17 protein-coding genes are annotated in these 20,415 nt (G+C 38.3%); 8 read left to right on the forward strand and 9 right to left on the reverse strand.

Going from position 1 to position 20,415, the window contains the following annotated elements:
- Positions 1-7: 7 nt before the first annotated feature.
- From secA to LT090_RS02805, 4 genes are all read left to right on the forward strand, one after another.
- Positions 8-2,689, forward strand: a complete 2,682-nt coding sequence (secA, locus tag LT090_RS02790) for a preprotein translocase subunit SecA (RefSeq protein ID WP_068544854.1) — start codon at positions 8-10, stop codon at positions 2,687-2,689.
- A gap of 283 nt (positions 2,690-2,972) precedes the next feature.
- Positions 2,973-3,368: an 8-oxo-dGTP diphosphatase MutT gene (gene mutT, locus LT090_RS02795; RefSeq protein WP_068544852.1), complete on the forward strand. Its 396-nt coding sequence runs from the start codon at positions 2,973-2,975 to the stop codon at positions 3,366-3,368.
- Between the two features lie 368 nt (positions 3,369-3,736).
- A complete protein-coding gene (locus LT090_RS02800; RefSeq protein WP_068545046.1) occupies positions 3,737-4,615 on the forward strand; it encodes a LysR family transcriptional regulator in 879 nt (292 codons plus the stop codon).
- A gap of 229 nt (positions 4,616-4,844) precedes the next feature.
- Positions 4,845-5,309 (forward strand): hypothetical protein, encoded by a 465-nt coding sequence (locus tag LT090_RS02805; protein WP_068544850.1) that lies wholly within the window; start codon positions 4,845-4,847, stop codon positions 5,307-5,309.
- A 273-nt stretch (positions 5,310-5,582) separates the two neighbouring features.
- Here LT090_RS02805 and yacG read toward each other — a convergent pair whose 3' ends face one another.
- The 9 genes from yacG to LT090_RS02850 all read right to left on the reverse strand — a co-directional run bounded on the left by yacG (position 5,583) and on the right by LT090_RS02850 (position 14,552).
- Entirely contained in the window at positions 5,583-5,819 is a 237-nt protein-coding gene (yacG, locus tag LT090_RS02810) for a DNA gyrase inhibitor YacG (protein ID WP_068544848.1), read from the reverse strand.
- Between the two features lie 147 nt (positions 5,820-5,966).
- Positions 5,967-6,713 carry a cell division protein ZapD gene (locus LT090_RS02815; protein ID WP_068544846.1) on the reverse strand — a complete coding sequence of 249 codons (747 nt, stop codon included), beginning with the start codon at positions 6,711-6,713 and terminating at the stop codon, positions 5,967-5,969.
- A 373-nt stretch (positions 6,714-7,086) separates the two neighbouring features.
- Entirely contained in the window at positions 7,087-7,695 is a 609-nt protein-coding gene (gene coaE / locus LT090_RS02820) for a dephospho-CoA kinase (protein ID WP_068545045.1), read from the reverse strand.
- 189 nt (positions 7,696-7,884) lie between these two features.
- Positions 7,885-8,778, reverse strand: coding sequence for a prepilin peptidase (locus LT090_RS02825; protein WP_068544844.1), 894 nt, complete (start codon positions 8,776-8,778; stop codon positions 7,885-7,887).
- 177 nt (positions 8,779-8,955) lie between these two features.
- The gene (locus LT090_RS02830; RefSeq protein ID WP_082897042.1) at positions 8,956-10,209 is read right to left on the reverse strand and encodes a type II secretion system F family protein; all 1,254 of its coding nucleotides are present in this window, start codon (positions 10,207-10,209) and stop codon (positions 8,956-8,958) included.
- Between the two features lie 82 nt (positions 10,210-10,291).
- The gene (gene pilB / locus LT090_RS02835; RefSeq protein ID WP_415918826.1) at positions 10,292-11,995 is read right to left on the reverse strand and encodes a type IV-A pilus assembly ATPase PilB; all 1,704 of its coding nucleotides are present in this window, start codon (positions 11,993-11,995) and stop codon (positions 10,292-10,294) included.
- 112 nt (positions 11,996-12,107) lie between these two features.
- Positions 12,108-12,497: a pilin gene (locus tag LT090_RS17240; RefSeq protein ID WP_269466066.1), complete on the reverse strand. Its 390-nt coding sequence runs from the start codon at positions 12,495-12,497 to the stop codon at positions 12,108-12,110.
- A gap of 597 nt (positions 12,498-13,094) precedes the next feature.
- Positions 13,095-13,988: a carboxylating nicotinate-nucleotide diphosphorylase gene (gene nadC, locus LT090_RS02845; RefSeq protein WP_068544840.1), complete on the reverse strand. Its 894-nt coding sequence runs from the start codon at positions 13,986-13,988 to the stop codon at positions 13,095-13,097.
- Positions 13,989-14,030: 42 nt separating this feature from the next.
- Positions 14,031-14,552: a retropepsin-like aspartic protease family protein gene (locus tag LT090_RS02850; RefSeq protein WP_415918824.1), complete on the reverse strand. Its 522-nt coding sequence runs from the start codon at positions 14,550-14,552 to the stop codon at positions 14,031-14,033.
- A 255-nt stretch (positions 14,553-14,807) separates the two neighbouring features.
- Here LT090_RS02850 and ampD point away from each other — a divergent pair, with 255 nt between their 5' ends.
- From ampD to aceE, 4 genes are all read left to right on the forward strand, one after another.
- Entirely contained in the window at positions 14,808-15,380 is a 573-nt protein-coding gene (ampD, locus tag LT090_RS02855; RefSeq protein WP_082897041.1) for a 1,6-anhydro-N-acetylmuramyl-L-alanine amidase AmpD, read from the forward strand.
- 214 nt (positions 15,381-15,594) lie between these two features.
- On the forward strand, positions 15,595-16,440 hold the full coding sequence (gene ampE, locus LT090_RS02860; RefSeq protein ID WP_068544838.1) for a regulatory signaling modulator protein AmpE: 846 nt from the start codon (positions 15,595-15,597) through the stop codon (positions 16,438-16,440).
- 352 nt (positions 16,441-16,792) lie between these two features.
- A complete protein-coding gene (gene pdhR / locus LT090_RS02865; protein WP_082897040.1) occupies positions 16,793-17,566 on the forward strand; it encodes a pyruvate dehydrogenase complex transcriptional repressor PdhR in 774 nt (257 codons plus the stop codon).
- Positions 17,567-17,725: 159 nt separating this feature from the next.
- Positions 17,726-20,398: a pyruvate dehydrogenase (acetyl-transferring), homodimeric type gene (gene aceE, locus LT090_RS02870; protein WP_068544835.1), complete on the forward strand. Its 2,673-nt coding sequence runs from the start codon at positions 17,726-17,728 to the stop codon at positions 20,396-20,398.
- Positions 20,399-20,415 lie beyond the last annotated feature (17 nt).

Raw genomic sequence — 20,415 nt, forward strand, 5'->3', positions numbered from 1 at the left:
TAAAACAATGTTCGTAAAATTAATGACAAAAATGTTTGGTTCTCGAAATGATCGATTACTAAAACAATTAGACAAAGAAACAAAAAAAATTAATGCATTAGAAGAAACAATGCAGGCATACAGCGATGAGGAATTAAAAGCCAAAACCGCTGAATTTAAAGAACGTTTAGCTAATGGCGAGTCATTAAACGACATTTTAGTAGAAAGTTTTGCGGTAGTGCGTGAGGCAAGTGTCCGTGTATTTGGAATGCGCCATTTCGACGTACAAATGATCGGTGGTATGGTTTTACATCAAGGTAAAATCTCTGAGATGCGTACCGGTGAAGGTAAAACACTAACGGCAACATTACCTGCTTATTTAAATGGTTTAAGTGGTAAAGGTGTTCATGTAATTACGGTGAATGACTACCTTGCCAAACGTGATGCCGATTGGTCTCGCCCTTTATTTGAATTCTTAGGCATGACAGTTGGCTGTAATATTCCAAATATGGCACCGCAAGAAAAACAAGCGGCCTACCAAGCAGATATCACTTACGGTACCAACAATGAATTCGGTTTTGATTACCTTCGTGACAATATGGCATTCTCGCCAGAGCAACGAGCTCAACGCCCTTTAAATTTCGCTATCATCGATGAAGTCGATTCAATCTTAATCGATGAAGCACGTACGCCACTAGTCATCTCAGGTGCTGCTGAAGATTCATCAGAACTATATCGTTTAGTTGATTCATTAGTTCCGCTTTTAGAAGTGCAAGAAGCCGAAGATGAAGAAGGCGTTGAAAGTACTGGTGACTACACTATGGATGAAAAATCCAAGCAAGTTTACCTAACTGAGCGTGGTCAGGTTCGTGTTGAAGAAATTCTAAAAGAACGCAAATTGCTTAACGAAGATGATTCGTTATATGGTGCTACCAACATCGCACTATTAACACACGTTATGGCAGCGCTACGCGCACACAAATTGTTCTTAAAAGATGTAGACTACATCGTTAAAGATGGCGAGATTGTCATTGTCGATGAGCATACTGGTCGTACGATGGAAGGTCGTCGTTGGTCAGAAGGTCTGCACCAAGCAATCGAAGCCAAAGAAAACGTTAACATTCAGAATGAAAACCAAACGTTAGCGTCTATTACTTTCCAAAACTATTTCAGAATATACGAAAAGCTTGGCGGTATGACGGGTACTGCCGATACGGAAGCATTCGAATTTAACCATATCTACGGTTTAGAAACGGTAATAATTCCAACCAATCGCCCAATGATCCGTAAAGATATGGCGGATTTAATTTACCTTACGGCTGGTGAAAAATACGAAGCAATTATTGAAGATATCAAAGATTGTGTTGAACGAGGTCAACCGGTACTTGTTGGTACCATCAGCATTGAAACATCAGAATTCTTATCACAAATCTTACGTAAAGCAAAAATTAAGCATAACGTTCTTAATGCTAAGTTCCATGCCGAAGAAGCACAAATTGTCGCCGATGCCGGTAAAACAGGTGCGGTAACTATCGCTACTAACATGGCCGGTCGTGGTACCGATATCGTGCTAGGTGGCAACTTAGCGATGGACTTGGCTAAGTTAGATAACCCAAGCGAAGAGCAAATTGAAAAAGCTACGGCTCAGTGGCAAGAAGATCATGAGAAGGTATTAGCTTCGGGCGGCCTACATATTGTTGCGACTGAGCGTCATGAGTCTCGCCGTATTGATAATCAGTTACGAGGCCGTTCAGGTCGTCAAGGTGATGCTGGTTCAACACGTTTCTATCTTTCTATGGAAGATAGCTTGATGCGTATCTTTGCGTCAGAACGAATTGCAGGCATGATGCGTAAACTTGGTATGGAACATGGTGAAGCCATCGAACATCCTTGGGTAACTAAATCAATCGAGAATGCACAGCGTAAAGTTGAAGGTCGTAACTTTGATATGCGTAAGCAACTTCTTGAGTATGATGATGTTGCCAATGATCAACGTAAAGTTATTTACGAACAACGTAATGAATTACTTGATGAAGGTGATATTGGCGAAACAATCGCAGCGGTACGTGCCGATGTGATCAACCAAGTTGTTGATGGTCATATTCCACCACAATCTTTAGAAGAAATGTGGGATGTTCCAGGTCTTGAAGAGCAACTAAAAGGTGATATGGCGTTAGATTTACCAATTGCTAAATGGTTAGAAGAAGACGACAAACTTCACGAAGATTCACTACGTGAACGTATCCTTGAAGAAGTGGAAAAAGCTTATACAGCTAAAGAAGAACAAGTTGGCGTAGATGTAATTCGTCATTTTGAAAAAGCGGTTATGTTGCAAACATTAGACGGTTTGTGGAAAGAGCATCTTGCGGCGATGGATCACTTACGTCAAGGCATTGGACTACGTGGTTATGCGCAAAAGAACCCGAAACAAGAATACAAAAAAGAGTCATTCGAGCTGTTCTCTAACATGCTTGATAACTTGAAATATGACGTGATTAGCTTGCTTTCAAAAGTTCGTATTCAACAAGAGTCAGATGTTGAAGCTGTTGAAGAGCAACAACGAAAAGCGACTGAAGCACCGATGGAATTCAAGCATGAAACAAGTGGTCATGCAGCCACTGAAAATGAAGTTCCTCGAGTTGGCCGTAACGAACCTTGCCCATGTGGTAGTGGTAAAAAGTACAAACAGTGTCATGGTAAGATTTCTTAATTGAGTTGACTATGACATAAAGAATCAGAAGCCCGATATTGGAAACAACATCGGGCTTTTTCGTTATTATTACAGTATACGTCGAAAATAAGCACCGTTATCCTGTTCGAGCCTCAGCGAGATACGGGATCTTCATATGCGTGCTGTGAATATAAAAAATAGCTGATTAAAGATTTTTGATAATAAACCCGCTCTTGCGTTTAACATCTACAGCGTTGTCATTGCGACCAACGCCTCATTCTTATATTATTCATGTATTAATAACTCTATAACTAAAGCGCAAATGACCAAAGTAGTTCATGTCGCCGTTGGCGTCATTTATAAAAAACAACAATTTTTCCTTACGAAGCGTCTTGATGATGCTCATCAAGGTGGGAAATGGGAATTTCCAGGTGGTAAGGTGGAAAAAGATGAAACAGTTCATGAAGCGCTTCATAGAGAGCTTAAAGAAGAAATAGCCATCGATACTCTAGCGATGCAGCCACTTATTGATATAAACCACGATTATGGTGATAAGAAAGTATTGCTTGAGGTGTTTTTGGTAGATCAGTTTATTGGTGAGCCAAGTGCACAAGAAGGTCAAGGGCAAGGTTGGTTTAGCGTTGCGCAGCTCACTAGTATTGATTTTCCGAAAGCAAACGAAGCTATCGTCAATAAAATAATTGAACTCGGCTTATAAAGAACCTTGTTTATTTATTACACGCCGTAAATTTTTTCATCTATCAAATGATTTCTTTTCGTTTGTTGAGCCTGATCTGAATTGATATTGTTAATTCAGTTTTTGACCTCCCCATGAGTTAAAACTATATTTTTGGCGAGCATCGAATGATGCTCGCTTTTTTCTTTCCCATTTATTGCAGATAAAAATAGTAAATTCACCTTGCATTAATTTAGTGCAAACGATCAGCATCAATGCATCGCTTCTTAACTAATTTGGCCTCTTGGTTTTTAACTTGTTGAAATAATTAATTAAAATGTTATTTGTTAATTGGCGCAGTGATTGCAAGATGATATATGTCTACCCAAACTTAGAAAACTAATATGCCAATTCAAACCCCAATCAGAGGAATTCGTTCTTTTTGTATTGCCGCAAAATGCCTTAGCTTCAAGCATGCAGCATCACAATTATTTTTAACGCCTTCAGCGGTAAGTCATCAAATCAAGCAATTGGAAGAGCAACTTGGTTTTGATTTATTTAAGCGTCAAACTAGAGCAATTGAACTTACTAGTGCAGGTAAGCAGTTCTATCACGCAATAAATCCAATATTAAATAATCTTGAAACAACGATATCTGAATTTACCAATACCATTCAGAACAAGACAATTGTCGTCAGTATGCCTGAGTTTTTTGCCAGTGAGTTGTTTGTACCAAAATTAAGCGAATGGACCGAGCAAAATCCAGATATTAACTTGCAACTTGAAACCGTCAAAACAGGCTCTAAGAGTGGTGTCAATGCCGATTTATCGATAGTTTTATCTAACGGCAAGCCTAACGGTGCAATAGTCACTGATTTATTTCCAGTACGCTATGTACCGGCGTGCAATAAACGACTATATCGAAAATGGGCAAGTGAAGGCTATAAAGCGTTGAGCTCAGTGCCGTTAATATTGCATCAATCACGTCCTTGGGCCTGGCATCAATGGGCTGATCTAGCCGATATAAACGACTTCGACCCGAAACAAATAATTCAATTTGATAGCATGTTTGGTGTCGCCCGAGCTGCACAGCAGGGTATGGGAATCGCATTAATTCCAATGCCAATCAGCTCAACCTGGTTTGCAGAGCAAACATTGGTTAGGTTATTTGAACAAGAATTACGCAGTAATGACCGATATTTTCTTATGCAACATGAAAATATTGAATCTAATCGTGAGTTGAATACGTTCTCTTCGTGGGTAGAAAAGACTTTCTGCGATTTGTGGTAAAAATCTGTCTAGTACCCAATATATCTATCTTTATATTTATTTCGGTGCTTTAGGTATTCCATCAATGCAAAATAGATAACTCAATTTTCTTCACTTATGTAGTGCAGTTTTATTCGTTTGTCAGAGTTGGTGACTCGTTCTAAAGTATGACTATCAGCAGCACGGTGTTGTTGATAGTTGGCTTAATAAACAAGTTAATTTATAAAATCAGTTGATTGAGGATAAAACAATGAATATTAAAAACCTAACCATAGCGCTTTCGCTATTATTGCCATTTACAGCAAGTGCATCACTCGATACTAGTCCTGTAACTCAAGACTATCTTACAAAGTCATTTAAAGCGACTATTGTAAACAGTGATGCAATAAATAAAGACGATTTTGAACGTGAAATGTCTTCTTGTGCAACGTTTCTAAGTACCAAAAACTATGTGGCTGCAGACAAAGCCTGTTCAAAAGCGTTAACAGCAATTTCTAGCCCTGAAAGCTTTTATTACGATAGCGACTACTTTTTATCACTTGCATACAGCAATCGTGGTATCGCTCGTCACTATTTAAATGATGTGACAGGTGCATTTAATGACTTCAACAAAGCACTTACAATCGACGATAACTATATTGTCAGTGAAAACTTTGAAGCATTAACATTAGCTAACTATCGTAATGAGTTATTAGCGATGGAAGAAGCTGAATAATAATTATTCACTTGTTAAAGCTAAAAGTGAAAAATCAGTAATTAAATTTAAATGAGTTATAAAAGGAGTTAACTTATGAGCGAGAGAGATATGAAACGACAGCGAAGCTAATTGAGGTACTAACGTGATTAAAATATTTTGAGGTGGGTTTTTAAATAATTAAAAGCCCACTTATTATTTTCCATGCTTTACAAATTAAACACTAAAAACTTACGCTATAACAACTTACGCTATCAAAATCTACGAGATGAATCGCTGAAACACTAACTATCGTTATTCTGATTCAACAAAAAACTTATTATTCTGCATAAACTCTTCTTCGAGCGCATCAAGCATCTCTTCAGATAGCGGTTGTGCACCTTGAACAGGTTGAGAAATCTTATGATTTTCTTCTGCCCATTCACCTAAGTCAATTAGTTGACAACGTTTTGAGCAAAACGGGCGATGCTCTGATTCTTTACACCAGATAACTTCAGTTTGGCAGTTAGGACATTTTACTTTTGTAGTCATATCAATTTATATCTTTTCTATACAGGGAAAACTTGCTTGGTTGCTGTAGATTGTAGATAAAAACAAAGGATAAATATAGCTATTTTATTGGTTGAATTAGGTACGATACTTTCTTTGAAACACAAGCTGAATTTAAATATTGATGGCCTAACACTTAGCCAGTTTGAAGGACACTTTTTCAGAGACGTACTGTTGGCCTTTTTCTTCGCATAGCTCCATAAAACGAATGGTATAACGATAGCGATTGCCGCTTACCGATGGGAAGAAATCAATGCCGTCATCCATTTCCATTCTAAGTAACAATAACCCTTCGCCATTGTCTTGGTAAAAACTATTTTCAACGGTAATATCTTGAAATTCAGAACGTTGACGAATAAATTTCAATATAAGCACCAACGATTGTTCGATAACACTTATTGAGGCTAGCCAGTTATCAACGTCTTGCTGGATAAAGATAGGCGGTTGATTGAGCCAGAAAATCATCGCTGGAAAATCAAAACCACAATAAGCACCTTGTAACGTAAAACGTTTACGCATGCTGTCGAGGAATTTTTCATCCTTTAATTTCGCCCAGGTTGTTTGCTTAGAGCGTAATGTGGTTGCAAGCGAACGCGTCTGCTCAAGGTTTAGCTGCAGTGCTTTAGAGTTAATTTCCGGCGACTTAGACCAAGCCAATAGATTATGTTCAAGCTTTTCCAAGTCTTTGATGATATCGCCTTTAACATCGGTTCTATCAAGCGTATCAAGAATCGCAAAAAGAGCATTGAAAAACAGGGTATGACTAGAACTAAACTCTTGCGCAAGGCAAGAGCGCGCCTGAACAAATAATTGTTCAAGTTTTAAATAATTACGGATCCGCTCATTAAGCGGGTGTTCATATAGAATGCCAGTCATTTTGTATTATTTATTATTATGATCTTTATACCATATCGCATTGAAATGTGTTCAATTGAGAATGGGTAAAAAGTATGAGAACAATTGAAATTTGAAATAGATAGTTATTCATATCTGTTTTTAAATTTCATGCAGTAATCATGCTTTGTATACATTCCCCTAGAGTATCTTTATCAAAACTATTAAAAGTAACTCAATGAAAAGATTTCAATACGGGATGGTATCCATCTTAACCACAGAATTAGATAAAGGCTATTTATTTTTAAGATAATGTCTATTACAACTTAAGGTAATGTCTTAATAAATATAGACAATTATTTTATTTATCGTTAATTCTTGGCTAAATAGAGTAGCTTTAAGTTATTGTTAATCGCTATTTATTGGCGAGCAATTTGATGAACTGGCGGTGCAAATCTTCAATTTGTGGCTTTAACAACTCGATATCAGTGCCATTATTGTCTACCACAAAATCGGCATGAGCTAATCGCTTCTCGCGAGTGACTTGCGCGTCTAATATTTTTTGCACTTGTTCAACAGTGTTATTATCACGTTTAACTGTACGGGATATTTGGGTTTCAGGGAGTACATCGACCACTAAGACTTTATCGACCGATTTGTTTATGCCGTTTTCAATAAGGAGAGGAGCAACAAGAAAACAATAAGGGCTTTTCGCTGCTTCACATTGTTGTTGCATGGTGTCACGAATTAGAGGGTGTAACAGTGCGTTTAACCATTGTTTATCTTGTTCATTAGCAAATACGCGATGACGAAGTTTGGTTCTATCTAGGTTGCCATCGGCTAGCAAAAAATCTTTACCAAAATGCTCTGCAATTTGAGCTAATGCCACAGAGCCTATTGCGACTACTTCACGGGCAACAATATCGGCATCAATGATATCAACGCCATATTCTGCAAACATATTAGCAATGGTGGTTTTGCCGCTGCCAATACCACCTGTTAAACCTATTACTAAATCAGACATAAACACCCAAACTACGAAACAATTAACATCGTTACCGCTCATTGCCACCCATGGCATTAGTGCACCCGTGCACTTCATCCCATCGTATGGACCCCGATTAGGATATAACGAGCTTTAAAAAAATCGACTTCAACTTTGATTTCGACTTCCTGAACTTGTTTCAGGATCTCCGTTAGGATTAATCCTTTATTAAGAAATCAAACCCAAGTACCAAGCCCAAATACCGCTACCCCATATCGCTGTGATCCAACCAGCAATTGCTAAATAAGGACCAAATGGGATTGGCTTTGAACCTTCATGGTTACGAAATACCATTAAACCAATACCAATAATAGCACCCACCACGGACGCCATTAAAATCAGTAATGGTAATACTTCCCAGCCAAACCAAGCGCCGAATACGGCAAAGAGTTTAAAATCACCATAACCCATGCCTTCTTTGCCGGTGATAAGCTTAAATAACCAAAAGATTGACCACAAACTCATATAACCGACAACTGCGCCGATAACGGCTTGCTCAAGGCCGACAAATACACCGTTTAAATTAAGCAATAAACCAATCCAAACGAGTGGTAGGGTGATTTGATCTGGCAAAATCATTTTATCAAAATCAATCATGGTTAAGGTGATTAATGCCCAAGTTAACGCAAGCATGAATACCGTTGCCCAGGTAACACCATAATGCATACCAATCACTAACGACAATACACCAGTTACTGTTTCAATAATTGGGTAGCGCGCAGATATTGGGTTCGAACAAGACGAACATTTACCACGTAACACTAACCAAGAGATCACTGGGATATTCTCAATCGCTTTAATTTTATGTCCACACTTAGGGCAGGTAGATGCAGGTTTCGAAAGCGTAACCACTTCTTCTACACTTTTATTTTCGGTTTCTTTTGTTGGTTTTAATTCGTCAGCTAAAAATTCACGACATTCGCAGCGCCATTCTGCTTCAATCATTTTCGGTAAACGGAAAATTACTACATTTAAAAAGCTACCAACGATTAAACCTAAAATCGTAATAGTGATATAGAAAATAGCAGGGGATTGCTCAAAAAGAGCGATTACATCAGACAAAACTCATACCTTTTTTATTATTGTATTTTTATTTTATTTTATTTCTTTTCTAACCGGGACTTCCTGAACTTGTTTCAGGATCTTTAAAGCACGTATAGCATTTTATAAATTCAGCGTAATAAATAAGCCTAGGTATTTAAGCACCTAGGCTTAATGTTATTTAACTAGCAACTCGATTTAAATAATCGAGCCCATAGCAAATATTGGTAAATACATACCGATAATCAAGCCACCGATCACAACACCTAACACTGCCATGATCATCGGTTCTAAAAGGGCGGTTAAGCCATCAACTAAGTCATCCACTTCCTGCTCATAGATATTGGCAACTTTCGCTAACATATCATCTAGAGCACCGGATTCTTCACCAATCGTTACCATTTGCACCACCATATCAGGGAATACATCAACGTTACGCATGGCTAAGTTCATTTGCATACCGGCAGAGACCTCGCTGCGTATATCTTGAATGGCATCGCGGTATACCGCGTTACCTGAGGCACCAGCGGCAGAATCTAACGCATCAATCAATGGAACACCAGCGGCAAAAGTCGTTGAAAGCGTACGGGCAAAACGTGCAACAGCGGCTTTATCCATAATCATTCCTATAACGGGAATTTTCAGTTGAAAAGCGTCAACTTTATCTCGTAAGTCCTGACTATTAGCATAGGCGCGTTTAAACGCCCAGCCTGCAGCAATAATGGCCCCTAATGCCAAATGCCAGTAGGCTACCATATTGTCAGAAATCGCTACGATAAATTGGGTAAACGCAGGTAATTCTGCGCCAAAACCTTCAAAAATTTCAGCAAATGTTGGTACAACTTTAATCAGTAATATAGATGTTACTATTGCCGCAATCAGAATAACTGCAATTGGATAATTAAGCGCCTTTTTAATTTTTGATTTTAGTGCTTCTGCTTTTTCTTTATAGATAGCAATTCGATCAAAGATGGTTTCTAAAGCACCGGATTGTTCCCCCGACTGAACTAAATCGCAATATAAATCATCGAAAAATTTAGGATGCTCACGTAAACATTCGGATAAGGGCAAGCCTGATTGTACTTTATTGCCAATATCGCTTAGCAACTTGCGAATATTACCATTATCATTACCTCGACCTATCATTTCTATGGTTTGCACTAACGGCACACCAGCACCCAACATAGTCGCTATTTGACGGGTAATGGTAGCAATATCTTTCGGCGTTATTTTTTTATCTTTGCTGCCGCCCAAACCAAATAAAGGCTTAGGTTTTTTCTTGGTTTTTAGAGGTGTAATGCCTTGTTTACGAAGTTGAGCTTTGAGCTCATTCATATTAGTAGCGGACAATTCACCTTTAATTTTTTTACCTTTACGGTTCACTCCTTCCCACTGAAATTGTTCCAACGGTTTAGGTTTTACCATTTTTTGTTGTGCGCCTTGAACTGCCATAAAAAAACCTTTGTTATTGTTATTACTATGGTTATTTGGTTACAAACGTACCAATATAATTTTTTTTGGAGCTAATGCGTTGCTACGCTGTAACCCTGGTTACTTCAGCTAAACTTGTTACACCAGCTTTAGCTTTTAACAGCGCAGATTGACGTAAGTTATTAAAACCTTCACTTTGCGCTTGTTTAGCTATATCTAAAGAACTTCCACCTTCCATAATAATAGTGGCAGTTTCTTGGCTAATTTGCATTACTTCGTAGATACCAACACGACCTTTATAGCCTTTGGTACATTCATCACAGCCCACAGGTTTATAGATTGTAATATCATTGGCTTCACTTGCCTCAAACCCCAATTCAACCAATGCATGGGGAGACACGTCATCGACGGTTTTACAATGGTTACATAAACGGCGGGCAAGACGTTGGGCAATGATTAAACTTACCGAGCTTGCAACGTTATACGATGGTACGCCCATGTTTAATAATCGCGTCAATGTCTCAGCAGCAGAGTTGGTATGCAGAGTTGATAATACCAAGTGACCAGTTTGCGCGGCCTTTATGGCAATTTCAGCGGTTTCCAAATCTCGGATCTCACCAACCATAACGATATCGGGATCTTGACGTAAAAAAGACTTTAACGCTTCAGCAAAAGTTAATCCTGCGCGGTTATTAATTTGTACCTGGTTAACGCCTTCGAGGTTAATCTCAACTGGGTCTTCGGCGGTAGAAATATTGCGCTCTTCAGTATTGAGAATGTTTAGGCCAGTATACAGTGATACGGTTTTACCAGAGCCGGTAGGGCCGGTTACCAGAATCATGCCTTGTGGTTTAGACAAGGCGTCCATATAAAGCTTTTTCTGCTCATCTTCGTAACCAAGGATATCAATCCCCAACTGGGCACTTGAGGAGTCAAGTATACGCATTACTACTTTTTCGCCCCACATCGTAGGAAGAGTTGATACACGAAAATCGATGGATTTCGTTTTTGATACATTAAGTTTTATACGACCATCTTGTGGTACTCGACGCTCGGCAATATCGAGTTTTGACATAACTTTTAATCTGGCAGTCATACGGCTTGCCAAATTGACTGGCGGAGACGCGACTTCGGCTAATATGCCATCAACTCGGAAACGTACGCGGAACTTTTTCTCGAACGGCTCAAAATGCAAATCAGATGCGCCTTTTTTAATCGCATCGAGTAGTATTTTATTGATGTAAACAACAATCGGTGCATCATTTTCACCGTTAGATTCTTCTTCTTTTTTTTCTGAATCTTGAACATCGATATCGCCAAGCTCATCTTCATCGAGGTCGGTGAGCTCGAGTGCTGAACTTTCATCTTCAAGTAAATTTTCAATTACGGATTTTAATTGAACTTCGTCAGCAAGCACCATTTCTGTGCTATAACCGGTATTAAATTGGAATTCTTCGAGGGCATCAATATTAGTTGGATCGGATACCGCAATAAATAAGATATTGCCACGTAAATATAGTGGCAGAGCATTGTGTTTTTGAATGAGTTTTTCATTACGAAGACCGTCTGGCAATGCAGTCAAATCTAGAGATTTCAGTTCAATAATTGGATAACCAAAGCTTTTCGATAGTACTTTAGTAATCTCTTTCGATGAGATTTTTTCTTTTTCAATTAAGTGGGAGACAATAGACGTTTGCTTTTTTTGACAAAAAGAAAATATATCAGCGGCTTTGTCTTTTGCAATCAGTTCACTGCGCACGACAGCAGAGAGCAAACTAGATTGTCGATGAATTCCTTTCATAGCAATGTTTCATTATTGTTATTAGTTATAATTCAGTCTACCTAGTTTTAATAGAAAAGACAAAATTTAGATATAAAAAAACCAGCTAGTTAGCTGGTTTTTTTGTAATAATTATTTTTTATTCAGCTGGTGGCGCATCGTTACATGTATTTACAATAAGATCTTCAACATCGTGGCTACATGTCCATGTAATAGGGTTGTTATCTGTGTTAGGAACTAAAGTAGCAGTAACGCCATCGTAAGTCCCTTCTAATGTACCACCATCACATGTAAGTGTACCCACAACATTAGTGATACCTGTACATAAATTACCGTTAGTTAAAGTACTGAAGTTTTCAGAAACGATTACTTTATAACCGGCTGCAGCGGCAACAGCGTTACCAACTTTTGCTTTATCAGTGTAATCTTTGTATGCAGGTAATGCTACTGAAGCAAGAATACCGATGATCGCAACAACGATCATTAGCTCGATTAAGGTAAAACCTTGGTTTGATTTCATATTTTTCATATTAAACATCCATTATATATAATTTGATTGTTATTATTGGGGGCTACAGACAAATATGGAACACTTCGTTACAAAAGTAAAACATTTTTTCACGAAATTAGCTGTTTTTAACCATTTTTCGGCAAATATTTGCCTTTTTGCATAAAAATGCGGCGATTTTTTGCCGTTATGGATGTGTTTTGTTGTTTAATTTCAGTTAGCTTTGACGCTTAATCTATGTATTTATTCATACATTTCTTTTGAAATCATATAGAAATGGAGCATTTTTTGGATGATTTAACTGCTTTTTATATACATATGAGATCCTGAAACTCGTTCAGGAAGTCGAGTATGTTGTTCAGGAAGTCAAGTATGTTGTTTAGGAAGTCGAATGTGTTGTTCAGGAAGTCGAGTATGTTGTTCAGGAAGTCGAATTTTGTATTTAAGGTGTAGAGTTTATTTACCAGAGGAAGTCGATTTGTAGTTTTTAGGCGTTTACCAGTATTGGAGACCCTGAAATAAATTCAGGGAGTCGAGTTAATTTGTTACAGGGAATCGCGCTAATTGGTTACAGGAAATCGCATTAATTTGTTACGGGGAATCGAGTTTAGCTAGCGATTAAGCAAAGCGCATTGACAAATCAATTGCTTGTACGTGTTTGGTTAATGCGCCAACTGAAATGAAATCTACTTTCGCTGCCGTATAAGCTTTTAACTTTTCAATGGTCATATTACCTGATACTTCAAGCTTTGCTTTGCCGCGAGTCAGCACTACCGCAGTATCAATCATCTCAGGTGTGAAGTTATCTAACATAATGATATCGGCACCAGCGTTAAGTGCTTGCTCAAGTTCATTGAGTGATTCAACTTCAACTTCTACCGTTTTACCTGGGTGGTTTGCTTTAGCTTGTGCTACGGCGTTATCGATACCGCCACAGGCATTCACGTGGTTTTCTTTAATAAGGTAGGCGTCGAATAAACCAATTCTGTGGTTATGACCGCCGCCACAGGTTACTGCGTATTTTTGTGCGCTGCGCATGCCTGGGATTGTTTTGCGAGTATCAAGCAATTTAGTTTCAGAGCCTTCTAACTCTTGTACGTACTGTTGAGTTAGTGTTGCAGTGCCCGATAAGCTTTGTAAAAAGTTAAGGGCAGTGCGCTCGCCAGTAAGAAGTAAACGAGCGTTGCCGTTTAATTCAAATAACGTACTGTTTGCTTTTACTGACTGACCATCTTGCACAAACCAAGTGATTTGTGTGGTGTCATTAGCGGACGCATCTAATTGTTTAAATACTTCATTAACCCATGCAACACCTGAAATAACACAATCTTCACGACAGATAACCGTTGCAACGGCGCGAGCATCACTTGGAATTAATTCAGCGGTAATATCATTGCTAGCAATCGGTGCTTCACCTGGTTTGGCGCCAAGATCTTCGGCAAGTGCCCAAGTTACTGTGCTTTCAATGTCTTTTAATAGTTCATCGCTTACTTGAATTTGTGAGTTATGCATCACTGATCTCTGTTTAATATGAAAATAAAATGTGTTTGCTAATTATCGCTGCTCAGATAAATGTAAGTATTTGCCTGATTGATGAAATTCTAGTTGCTTTAATGCGCTCATGCCTAACAATATTTCATTAGACTTCATACCAGGGTTAATATTAGCGCGCACATTATAAAGGATTATATTGCCAATACTCAATTGTTCAATCACGGTTTCATATACTTTGACGCTGCCATTAGCGGTTTGTACATAATGACTGCCTTGCACTGGTAAATCTAAGTGCTGCGCTACTTGCTCTGGTATCGATACATGGGTAGCACCGGTGTCGAGCAGAAAAATGACATTGGTATCATTAATTGAACCCATGGTGACGTAATGACCATATTTGTTTTGCTCTAGTGTCACTGTTGCATTGCCATCTTCGGATAAACCAATTTCAGGCGCTGTATTTGGATTCCATTGTTTATCTAAAACATCTTGGAAAAACCACACAAGTAAACAAAACAATATTAACCATGTCATCCACAGCATTGCTTTTCCGATTTTTTTACTGTCATCCATTTCCGACATAGTGCTACTCTATTGTTAACCCTGTTTTTAATTTAGGTTTTTAATTTAGGTTTTAATATGGTTTTTAATGTGTTTTTTAATCTCGATTCTAGCTCTGGCTTTAACTCAATCTTTCAATTGGATAAATACCTGATGCTAAATAAGATGTTATATGTAATTAATACATGTATCGAGCTCTGCTTTATATATGCATTTAAAAAGGTTGCTATATAAGCAGAGCTTCTATGTTAATGAAAAAGCGTAACGATAAATAGTATGACAAGTAAATTTTCAATAAAAAACGGATGGTTAGACGGTACTGCTGAGTTCCCATTTGAAATTAAACCGTCACCACATTGCGATAATCGTGAATGTGAAGACATCAGTTTGTTGGTTATTCACAATATTTCACTGCCACCAGGTAAGTTCGGTTCGAACCACATAACCGATCTTTTTCTTGGTCAGTTAAATCCTGATGAAGATGAATACTTTGCCGACATATATAAGTTAAGAGTATCCGCTCATTGTTTAGTGCGCCGTGACGGCAGTGTGATCCAATACGTACCCTTTGATAAACGAGCCTGGCATGCAGGCGTTTCTGATTATTGTGGCAGAGAAAAGTGCAATGATTTTTCCATTGGTATCGAGATGGAAGGCACCGATGATATTAACTATACCGATGAACAATATATAACACTGACGCAATTAAGTGACTGTATTATCCAAACCTACCCAGATATAGGCAGTCAAATAACAGGGCACAGTGATATAGCACCCGGACGTAAAACTGATCCGGGCGCTTCGTTTGAGTGGGATAGATACTTAAAAAGCTTAATGATTAATCGTTAGCTAGGGTGGTAGCATTGGCAAAAATACTCTCAGATTGAACCCCGGTTAAAGTTAATGATAGAAAAAAGCTTTGAGATGCCTAAATTTTCTGGCAATCCTAGAGTACTGGGAGTAATATTTTAATTAAGTCGTTTTTTCCTAAGGCTTTGCTATTTAAGCTTTATTACCTGCGATTCGTAGGAAAGGAATTATTTAACTAATAACAGGATCACCGATGAGTCTAATAAGCTTATTAATCGCCCTAAGCTGCGAACGCATGTTGCAATCTAGATTTTGGCGCTTCAATTACTTTTACAGTCACTATATAAAGTTGGTTCGCTCTTTTGTGTCAAAAGGCGAAATTAGCAAGAACACTGTGAATACATTTTTATTTGCGTTAATACCAGCAATTGTAGTTTGGTTCGTGTTGTTGATTTTTGATGGTCTATTTATAGAGTTTATCGTCTCGACAGCGATATTAGTGATGTGTATTGGTTGTACAGCAGCTCGTGTATCGTACAAAGCATTTTTAAATGCGGCGATGCGAGGCGATGAAGTTGCGGTTAGTCATCATCAAATGGAGTTACAACAAGGCCAAGATTTTGAAGGTGAATCGTTTGGTCAAACGTTAGTATGGCTAAACTACCAATACTACGTAGCAATCATGTTGGTGTTTGTCATAGTTGGAATTGAAGGTGCATTGGTTTACCGAATTCTTGTTGCCTTAGCTAATGATGCGAAAAACGATGAAGGCGAGTCTTATTTACCGGATACGGCGGTACAGCATGGTCGCCAATTATTATTCTATATCGATTATATTCCTTCCCGTTTTGCTGCATTTGGTTATATGTTAGTTGGCCACTTTTCTCGAGCATCAACACTATGGTTAGAAGGATTGCTAAATTTCAATATCACACCGAGAAAATACCTTTGTGAAGTAGCCAAAGAGTCAGAAGAGTACAAAATTGAAGATGGAGACTTAACTGCTGAACCTGCGCTTTTAGTTCGTTTAGCGAAACGTAACGTTTTATTGTTATTAGCGTCAATTGCATTTATGACATTAGCGGGTGTGGTTAGTTAATTTAATTCTTTAAGTTAATTCTTTAATTTGGCTCTTTAATTTAGCTCTATCCCCACTTTATAAAAGCTAAAAATCCTTAAAGCCTGTAATTTAAGTTACGGGCTTTTTTGTGCATGTTTTTTAATTCTATATCTATTTTAACCATTGGAAAAACCACTAAAGGAAATTATTAATTGGTAAGACCAATCTGTATTTTGGAACATTTTTTTATCAATTGTTAATTTGTCATTCATATCTTGTGAATCATCAAAATTTTACTTTTGTAAAATTATCTGTTAGTTTAGCTTGAGTTTTTGATTAATTGGTAAGACCATTTTACCGTAAACTTTCCTTTTTAAATAAGAGAATTGTTTTGGCATTTAAAAAAATTCAACAAGCAAAACTATCTGATGTAATTATGCATCAATTAGAAACCATGATACTTGAAGGCACGTTAAAGCCTGGGCAAAAACTATTGCCAGAGCGCGAACTTGCCGAACAATTTGAAGTATCGAGACCTAGTTTACGCGAAGCGATACAAAAACTAGAGACTAAAGGTTTAGTACATCGCAAGCAGGGTGGTGGAACGTTTGTACAGGAAAAACTGCTTTCAGGTTTTTCAGACCCTTTGTTTGCATTAATGGCGAGTAAAGATGAATCACAATTTGATTTATTAGAATTTCGTCACGGTGTTCAAGGTATGGCTGCGTATTATGCAGCGATGCGAGGCACCAAAAATGATTTTGAAGTTATCAATCAAAAATATGAAGCGATTGAAGTCGCTCAAATTGAGAACACCAAAATCAGTGAAAATTTCCGCCGTGAAGCGGAAACGGTTTTTGATTTTTATCTGGCCATCTGTGAAGCGTCGCACAATGCAGTAATTTTGCATTTAGCGCGAGCAATGTCAGAGCTATTAATTGAAAACATAGAAAAGAATTTACAAGTACTTTCCAAACGTCCTGAAGTACCAGGACGTATTGCTCATTATAGAAAGCAATTAATGGAATGTATTTTAAGTGGTGAACCGAATAAAGCATGGGGCGCAAGTCATAAAAACCTCGCTTATATCGAAGAAGTTATGCTTAAGCTGGGTAAAGAAAATACCCGTGTAACTCGTTCACTAAGACGCTTTCAATCGGTATAGAAGTCGTTTTATAAGCATTATAAAACAAACTGAAATATCGTTAAGCGCAATAAAAAGCCTTTTTAAGGCAAAGATAACTGAAGATTGTTTGATTTTTGAACTATCTTTAACACACAAAATTTTAAATTAATTTGTAGATAACTGGAGTTAATAATCAACATGACTGATATTCTCAATCACGATATTGATCCACAAGAAACGCAAGAATGGTTAGAGTCTTTAGAAGCTGTTCTTGAACAAGAAGGTCCGCATCGTGCACACCAATTATTGGAATCACTAATTGATCGCGCTCGCCGCGGTGGTACACATTTACCGTTTGAAGCAAAAACTGCTTACGTAAATACTATCCCGGTTAACCAAGAACCGCACATGCCAGCTGACCAAACAATTGAAGCGCGCATCCGTGCTGCAATTCGTTGGAACGCATTAGTATTAGTATTACGAGCGTCTAAAAAAGATTTAGAGCTTGGTGGTCACATCGGTTCTTTCGCGTCTTCGGCAATGCTTTATGATGTAGGTTTTAACCACTTCTTTAAAGGTGCTTCTGAAAAAGGCAGTGGCGATTTCATTTTCGCTCAAGGTCATATTTCTCCAGGTATTTATTCTCGCGCTTTCTTAGAAGGTCGTTTAACTGAAGAACAAATGAACAATTTCCGTCAAGAAGTTGATGGTAACGGTTTATCTTCTTACCCACACCCACACTTAATGCCAGACTTTTGGCAGTTCCCAACAGTATCTATGGGTCTAGGTCCACTACAAGCTATTTATACAGCTCGTTTCTTAAAGTACTTAACGGATCGTGGTATTAAAGACTGTTCAGGTCAACGTGTATACTGTTACTTAGGTGATGGTGAAACGGATGAGCCAGAATCATTAGGCGCTATCGGCTTAGCATCTCGTGAAGGTTTAGATAACTTAACGTTCGTGATCAACTGTAACTTACAACGTCTTGATGGTCCGGTACGTGGTAACGGCAAAATCATCCAAGAACTTGAAGGTACCTTCCGTGGTGCTGGTTGGGAAGTTGTAAAAGTTATCTGGGGTTCATACTGGGATGCTCTTATCGCTCGTGATACTTCTGGTAAGTTATTACAACTTATGAGTGAAACAGTTGATGGTGAATACCAAAACTGTAAAGCGAAAGGTGGTAAGTACACTCGCGAAAACTTCTTTAATAAGTATCCTGAAACTGCAGCACTTGTTGCAAATATGTCAGACGAAGACATCTACCGCTTAAACCGTGGTGGTCACGATCCTGTTAAAGTTTACGCGGCATACAAAAAAGCAATGGAAACCAAAGGTCGTCCTACAGTAATCCTTGCTAAAACAGTTAAAGGTTTTGGTTTAGGTGCATCTGGTGAAGCGTTAAATATTGCTCACAACGTTAAGAAAATGGACGTTGAGTCAATTAAACAATACCGCGATCGTTTTAACATCCCTGTTAGCGATGAAGATATTGCAGATTTACCATTCTATAAATTCCCTGAAGATAGTGACGAATACAAGTACATGGCAGCACGCCGTGAAGCACTTGGCGGTTCTTTACCTGCTCGTTTAGAGCAACCTGAAGAAGCATTAGAAATTCCGCAAATGAAAATCTTTGATGCAATCTTAAAAGGTTCAGGTGAGCGTCAAGTATCATCAACAATGCAATTTGTTCGTGTACTTAACAGCTTATTAAAAGACAAGAAAATCGGTAAACGTATCGTTCCTATCATTCCTGATGAAGCACGTACATTCGGTATGGAAGGTTTATTCCGTCAAGTTGGTATTTATGCTAACGAAGGTCAAAAATACGTTCCTCAAGATGCTGACCAAGTTGCTTATTATCGTGAAGATAAAAAAGGCCAAGTATTACAAGAAGGTATTAACGAGCTAGGTGCAATGGCATCATGGGTTGCTTCTGGTACGTCATACTCAACTTGTAACGCGACAACTATTCCATTCTACATCTACTACTCAATGTTTGGTTTCCAACGTGTTGGCGATTTAGCATGGGCAGCAGCTGACAGCCAGGCTCGTGGTTTCCTATTAGGTGCAACTGCAGGTCGTACAACGCTAAATGGTGAAGGTCTACAACACCAAGATGGTCATTCGCATATTCAAGCAAACCTTATTCCAAACTGTGTAACTTACGATCCAACGTACGGCTACGAAGTTGCAGTTATTGTTCGTGAAGGTTTACGTAGAATGTACGAAGAAAACGAAAACATCTTCTACTACTTAACGTTAATGAATGAGAACTACCAACATCCTGAAATGCCACAAGATGCTGAAGAAGCAATCATTAAAGGTATTTACAAGTTAGAAACTGTTACGCCAAGCAAAAAAGCAAAAGCTAATGTTCAGCTCATGGGTTCAGGTACTATCTTGCTACAAGTAAGAGAAGCTGCACAGATTCTTGCCAATGACTTTGGTATTTCTTCTGATGTCTACTCTGTTACTTCATACAATGAATTAGCACGTGAAGGTCAAGAAGTAGCGCGTTACAACATGCTTCACCCTGAAGCAGAGCAAAAAGTTCCATACATCAGCCAAGTAATTACTAGCGATAATGGTCCTGCGATTTCTGCAACAGATTACGTTAAAGCATACTCTGACCAACTACGAGCGTTCATCGATACTGATTACCGTGTATTAGGTACCGATGGTTTCGGTCGCAGTGATTCACGCGCTAACTTACGTCGTCATTTCGAAGTTGATCACAACTACATTGTTGTTGCTTCACTTTACGAATTGGCACAGCGTGGCGAAATCAAAATGGCTGTAGTTACTAAAGCAATTAAAGACTTTGGTATCGACGCAGATAAAATTAACCCGCTATACGCATAATTGACTGGAAAGGAAAA

Origin of the sequence: Thalassotalea crassostreae (genome assembly GCF_001831495.1) — a bacterium.
Lineage (GTDB): Bacteria > Pseudomonadota > Gammaproteobacteria > Enterobacterales > Alteromonadaceae > Thalassotalea_A > Thalassotalea_A crassostreae.

Excerpts from the sequence above, each read along its gene's own strand:
- secA (WP_068544854.1), top strand. The coding sequence starts at position 8 with ATGTTCGTAAAATTAATGACAAAAATGTTTGGTTCTCGAAATGATCGA.
- mutT (WP_068544852.1), top strand. The coding sequence starts at position 2,973 with ATGACCAAAGTAGTTCATGTCGCCGTTGGCGTCATTTATAAAAAACAA.
- LT090_RS02805 (WP_068544850.1), top strand. The coding sequence starts at position 4,845 with ATGAATATTAAAAACCTAACCATAGCGCTTTCGCTATTATTGCCATTT.
- yacG (WP_068544848.1), bottom strand. The coding sequence starts at position 5,819 with ATGACTACAAAAGTAAAATGTCCTAACTGCCAAACTGAAGTTATCTGG.
- LT090_RS02815 (WP_068544846.1), bottom strand. The coding sequence starts at position 6,713 with ATGACTGGCATTCTATATGAACACCCGCTTAATGAGCGGATCCGTAAT.
- coaE (WP_068545045.1), bottom strand. The coding sequence starts at position 7,695 with ATGTCTGATTTAGTAATAGGTTTAACAGGTGGTATTGGCAGCGGCAAA.
- LT090_RS02830 (WP_082897042.1), bottom strand. The coding sequence starts at position 10,209 with ATGGCAGTTCAAGGCGCACAACAAAAAATGGTAAAACCTAAACCGTTG.
- LT090_RS17240 (WP_269466066.1), bottom strand. The coding sequence starts at position 12,497 with ATGAAAAATATGAAATCAAACCAAGGTTTTACCTTAATCGAGCTAATG.
- nadC (WP_068544840.1), bottom strand. The coding sequence starts at position 13,988 with ATGCATAACTCACAAATTCAAGTAAGCGATGAACTATTAAAAGACATT.
- LT090_RS02850 (WP_415918824.1), bottom strand. The coding sequence starts at position 14,552 with ATGTCGGAAATGGATGACAGTAAAAAAATCGGAAAAGCAATGCTGTGG.
- ampD (WP_082897041.1), top strand. The coding sequence starts at position 14,808 with ATGACAAGTAAATTTTCAATAAAAAACGGATGGTTAGACGGTACTGCT.
- ampE (WP_068544838.1), top strand. The coding sequence starts at position 15,595 with ATGAGTCTAATAAGCTTATTAATCGCCCTAAGCTGCGAACGCATGTTG.
- aceE (WP_068544835.1), top strand. The coding sequence starts at position 17,726 with ATGACTGATATTCTCAATCACGATATTGATCCACAAGAAACGCAAGAA.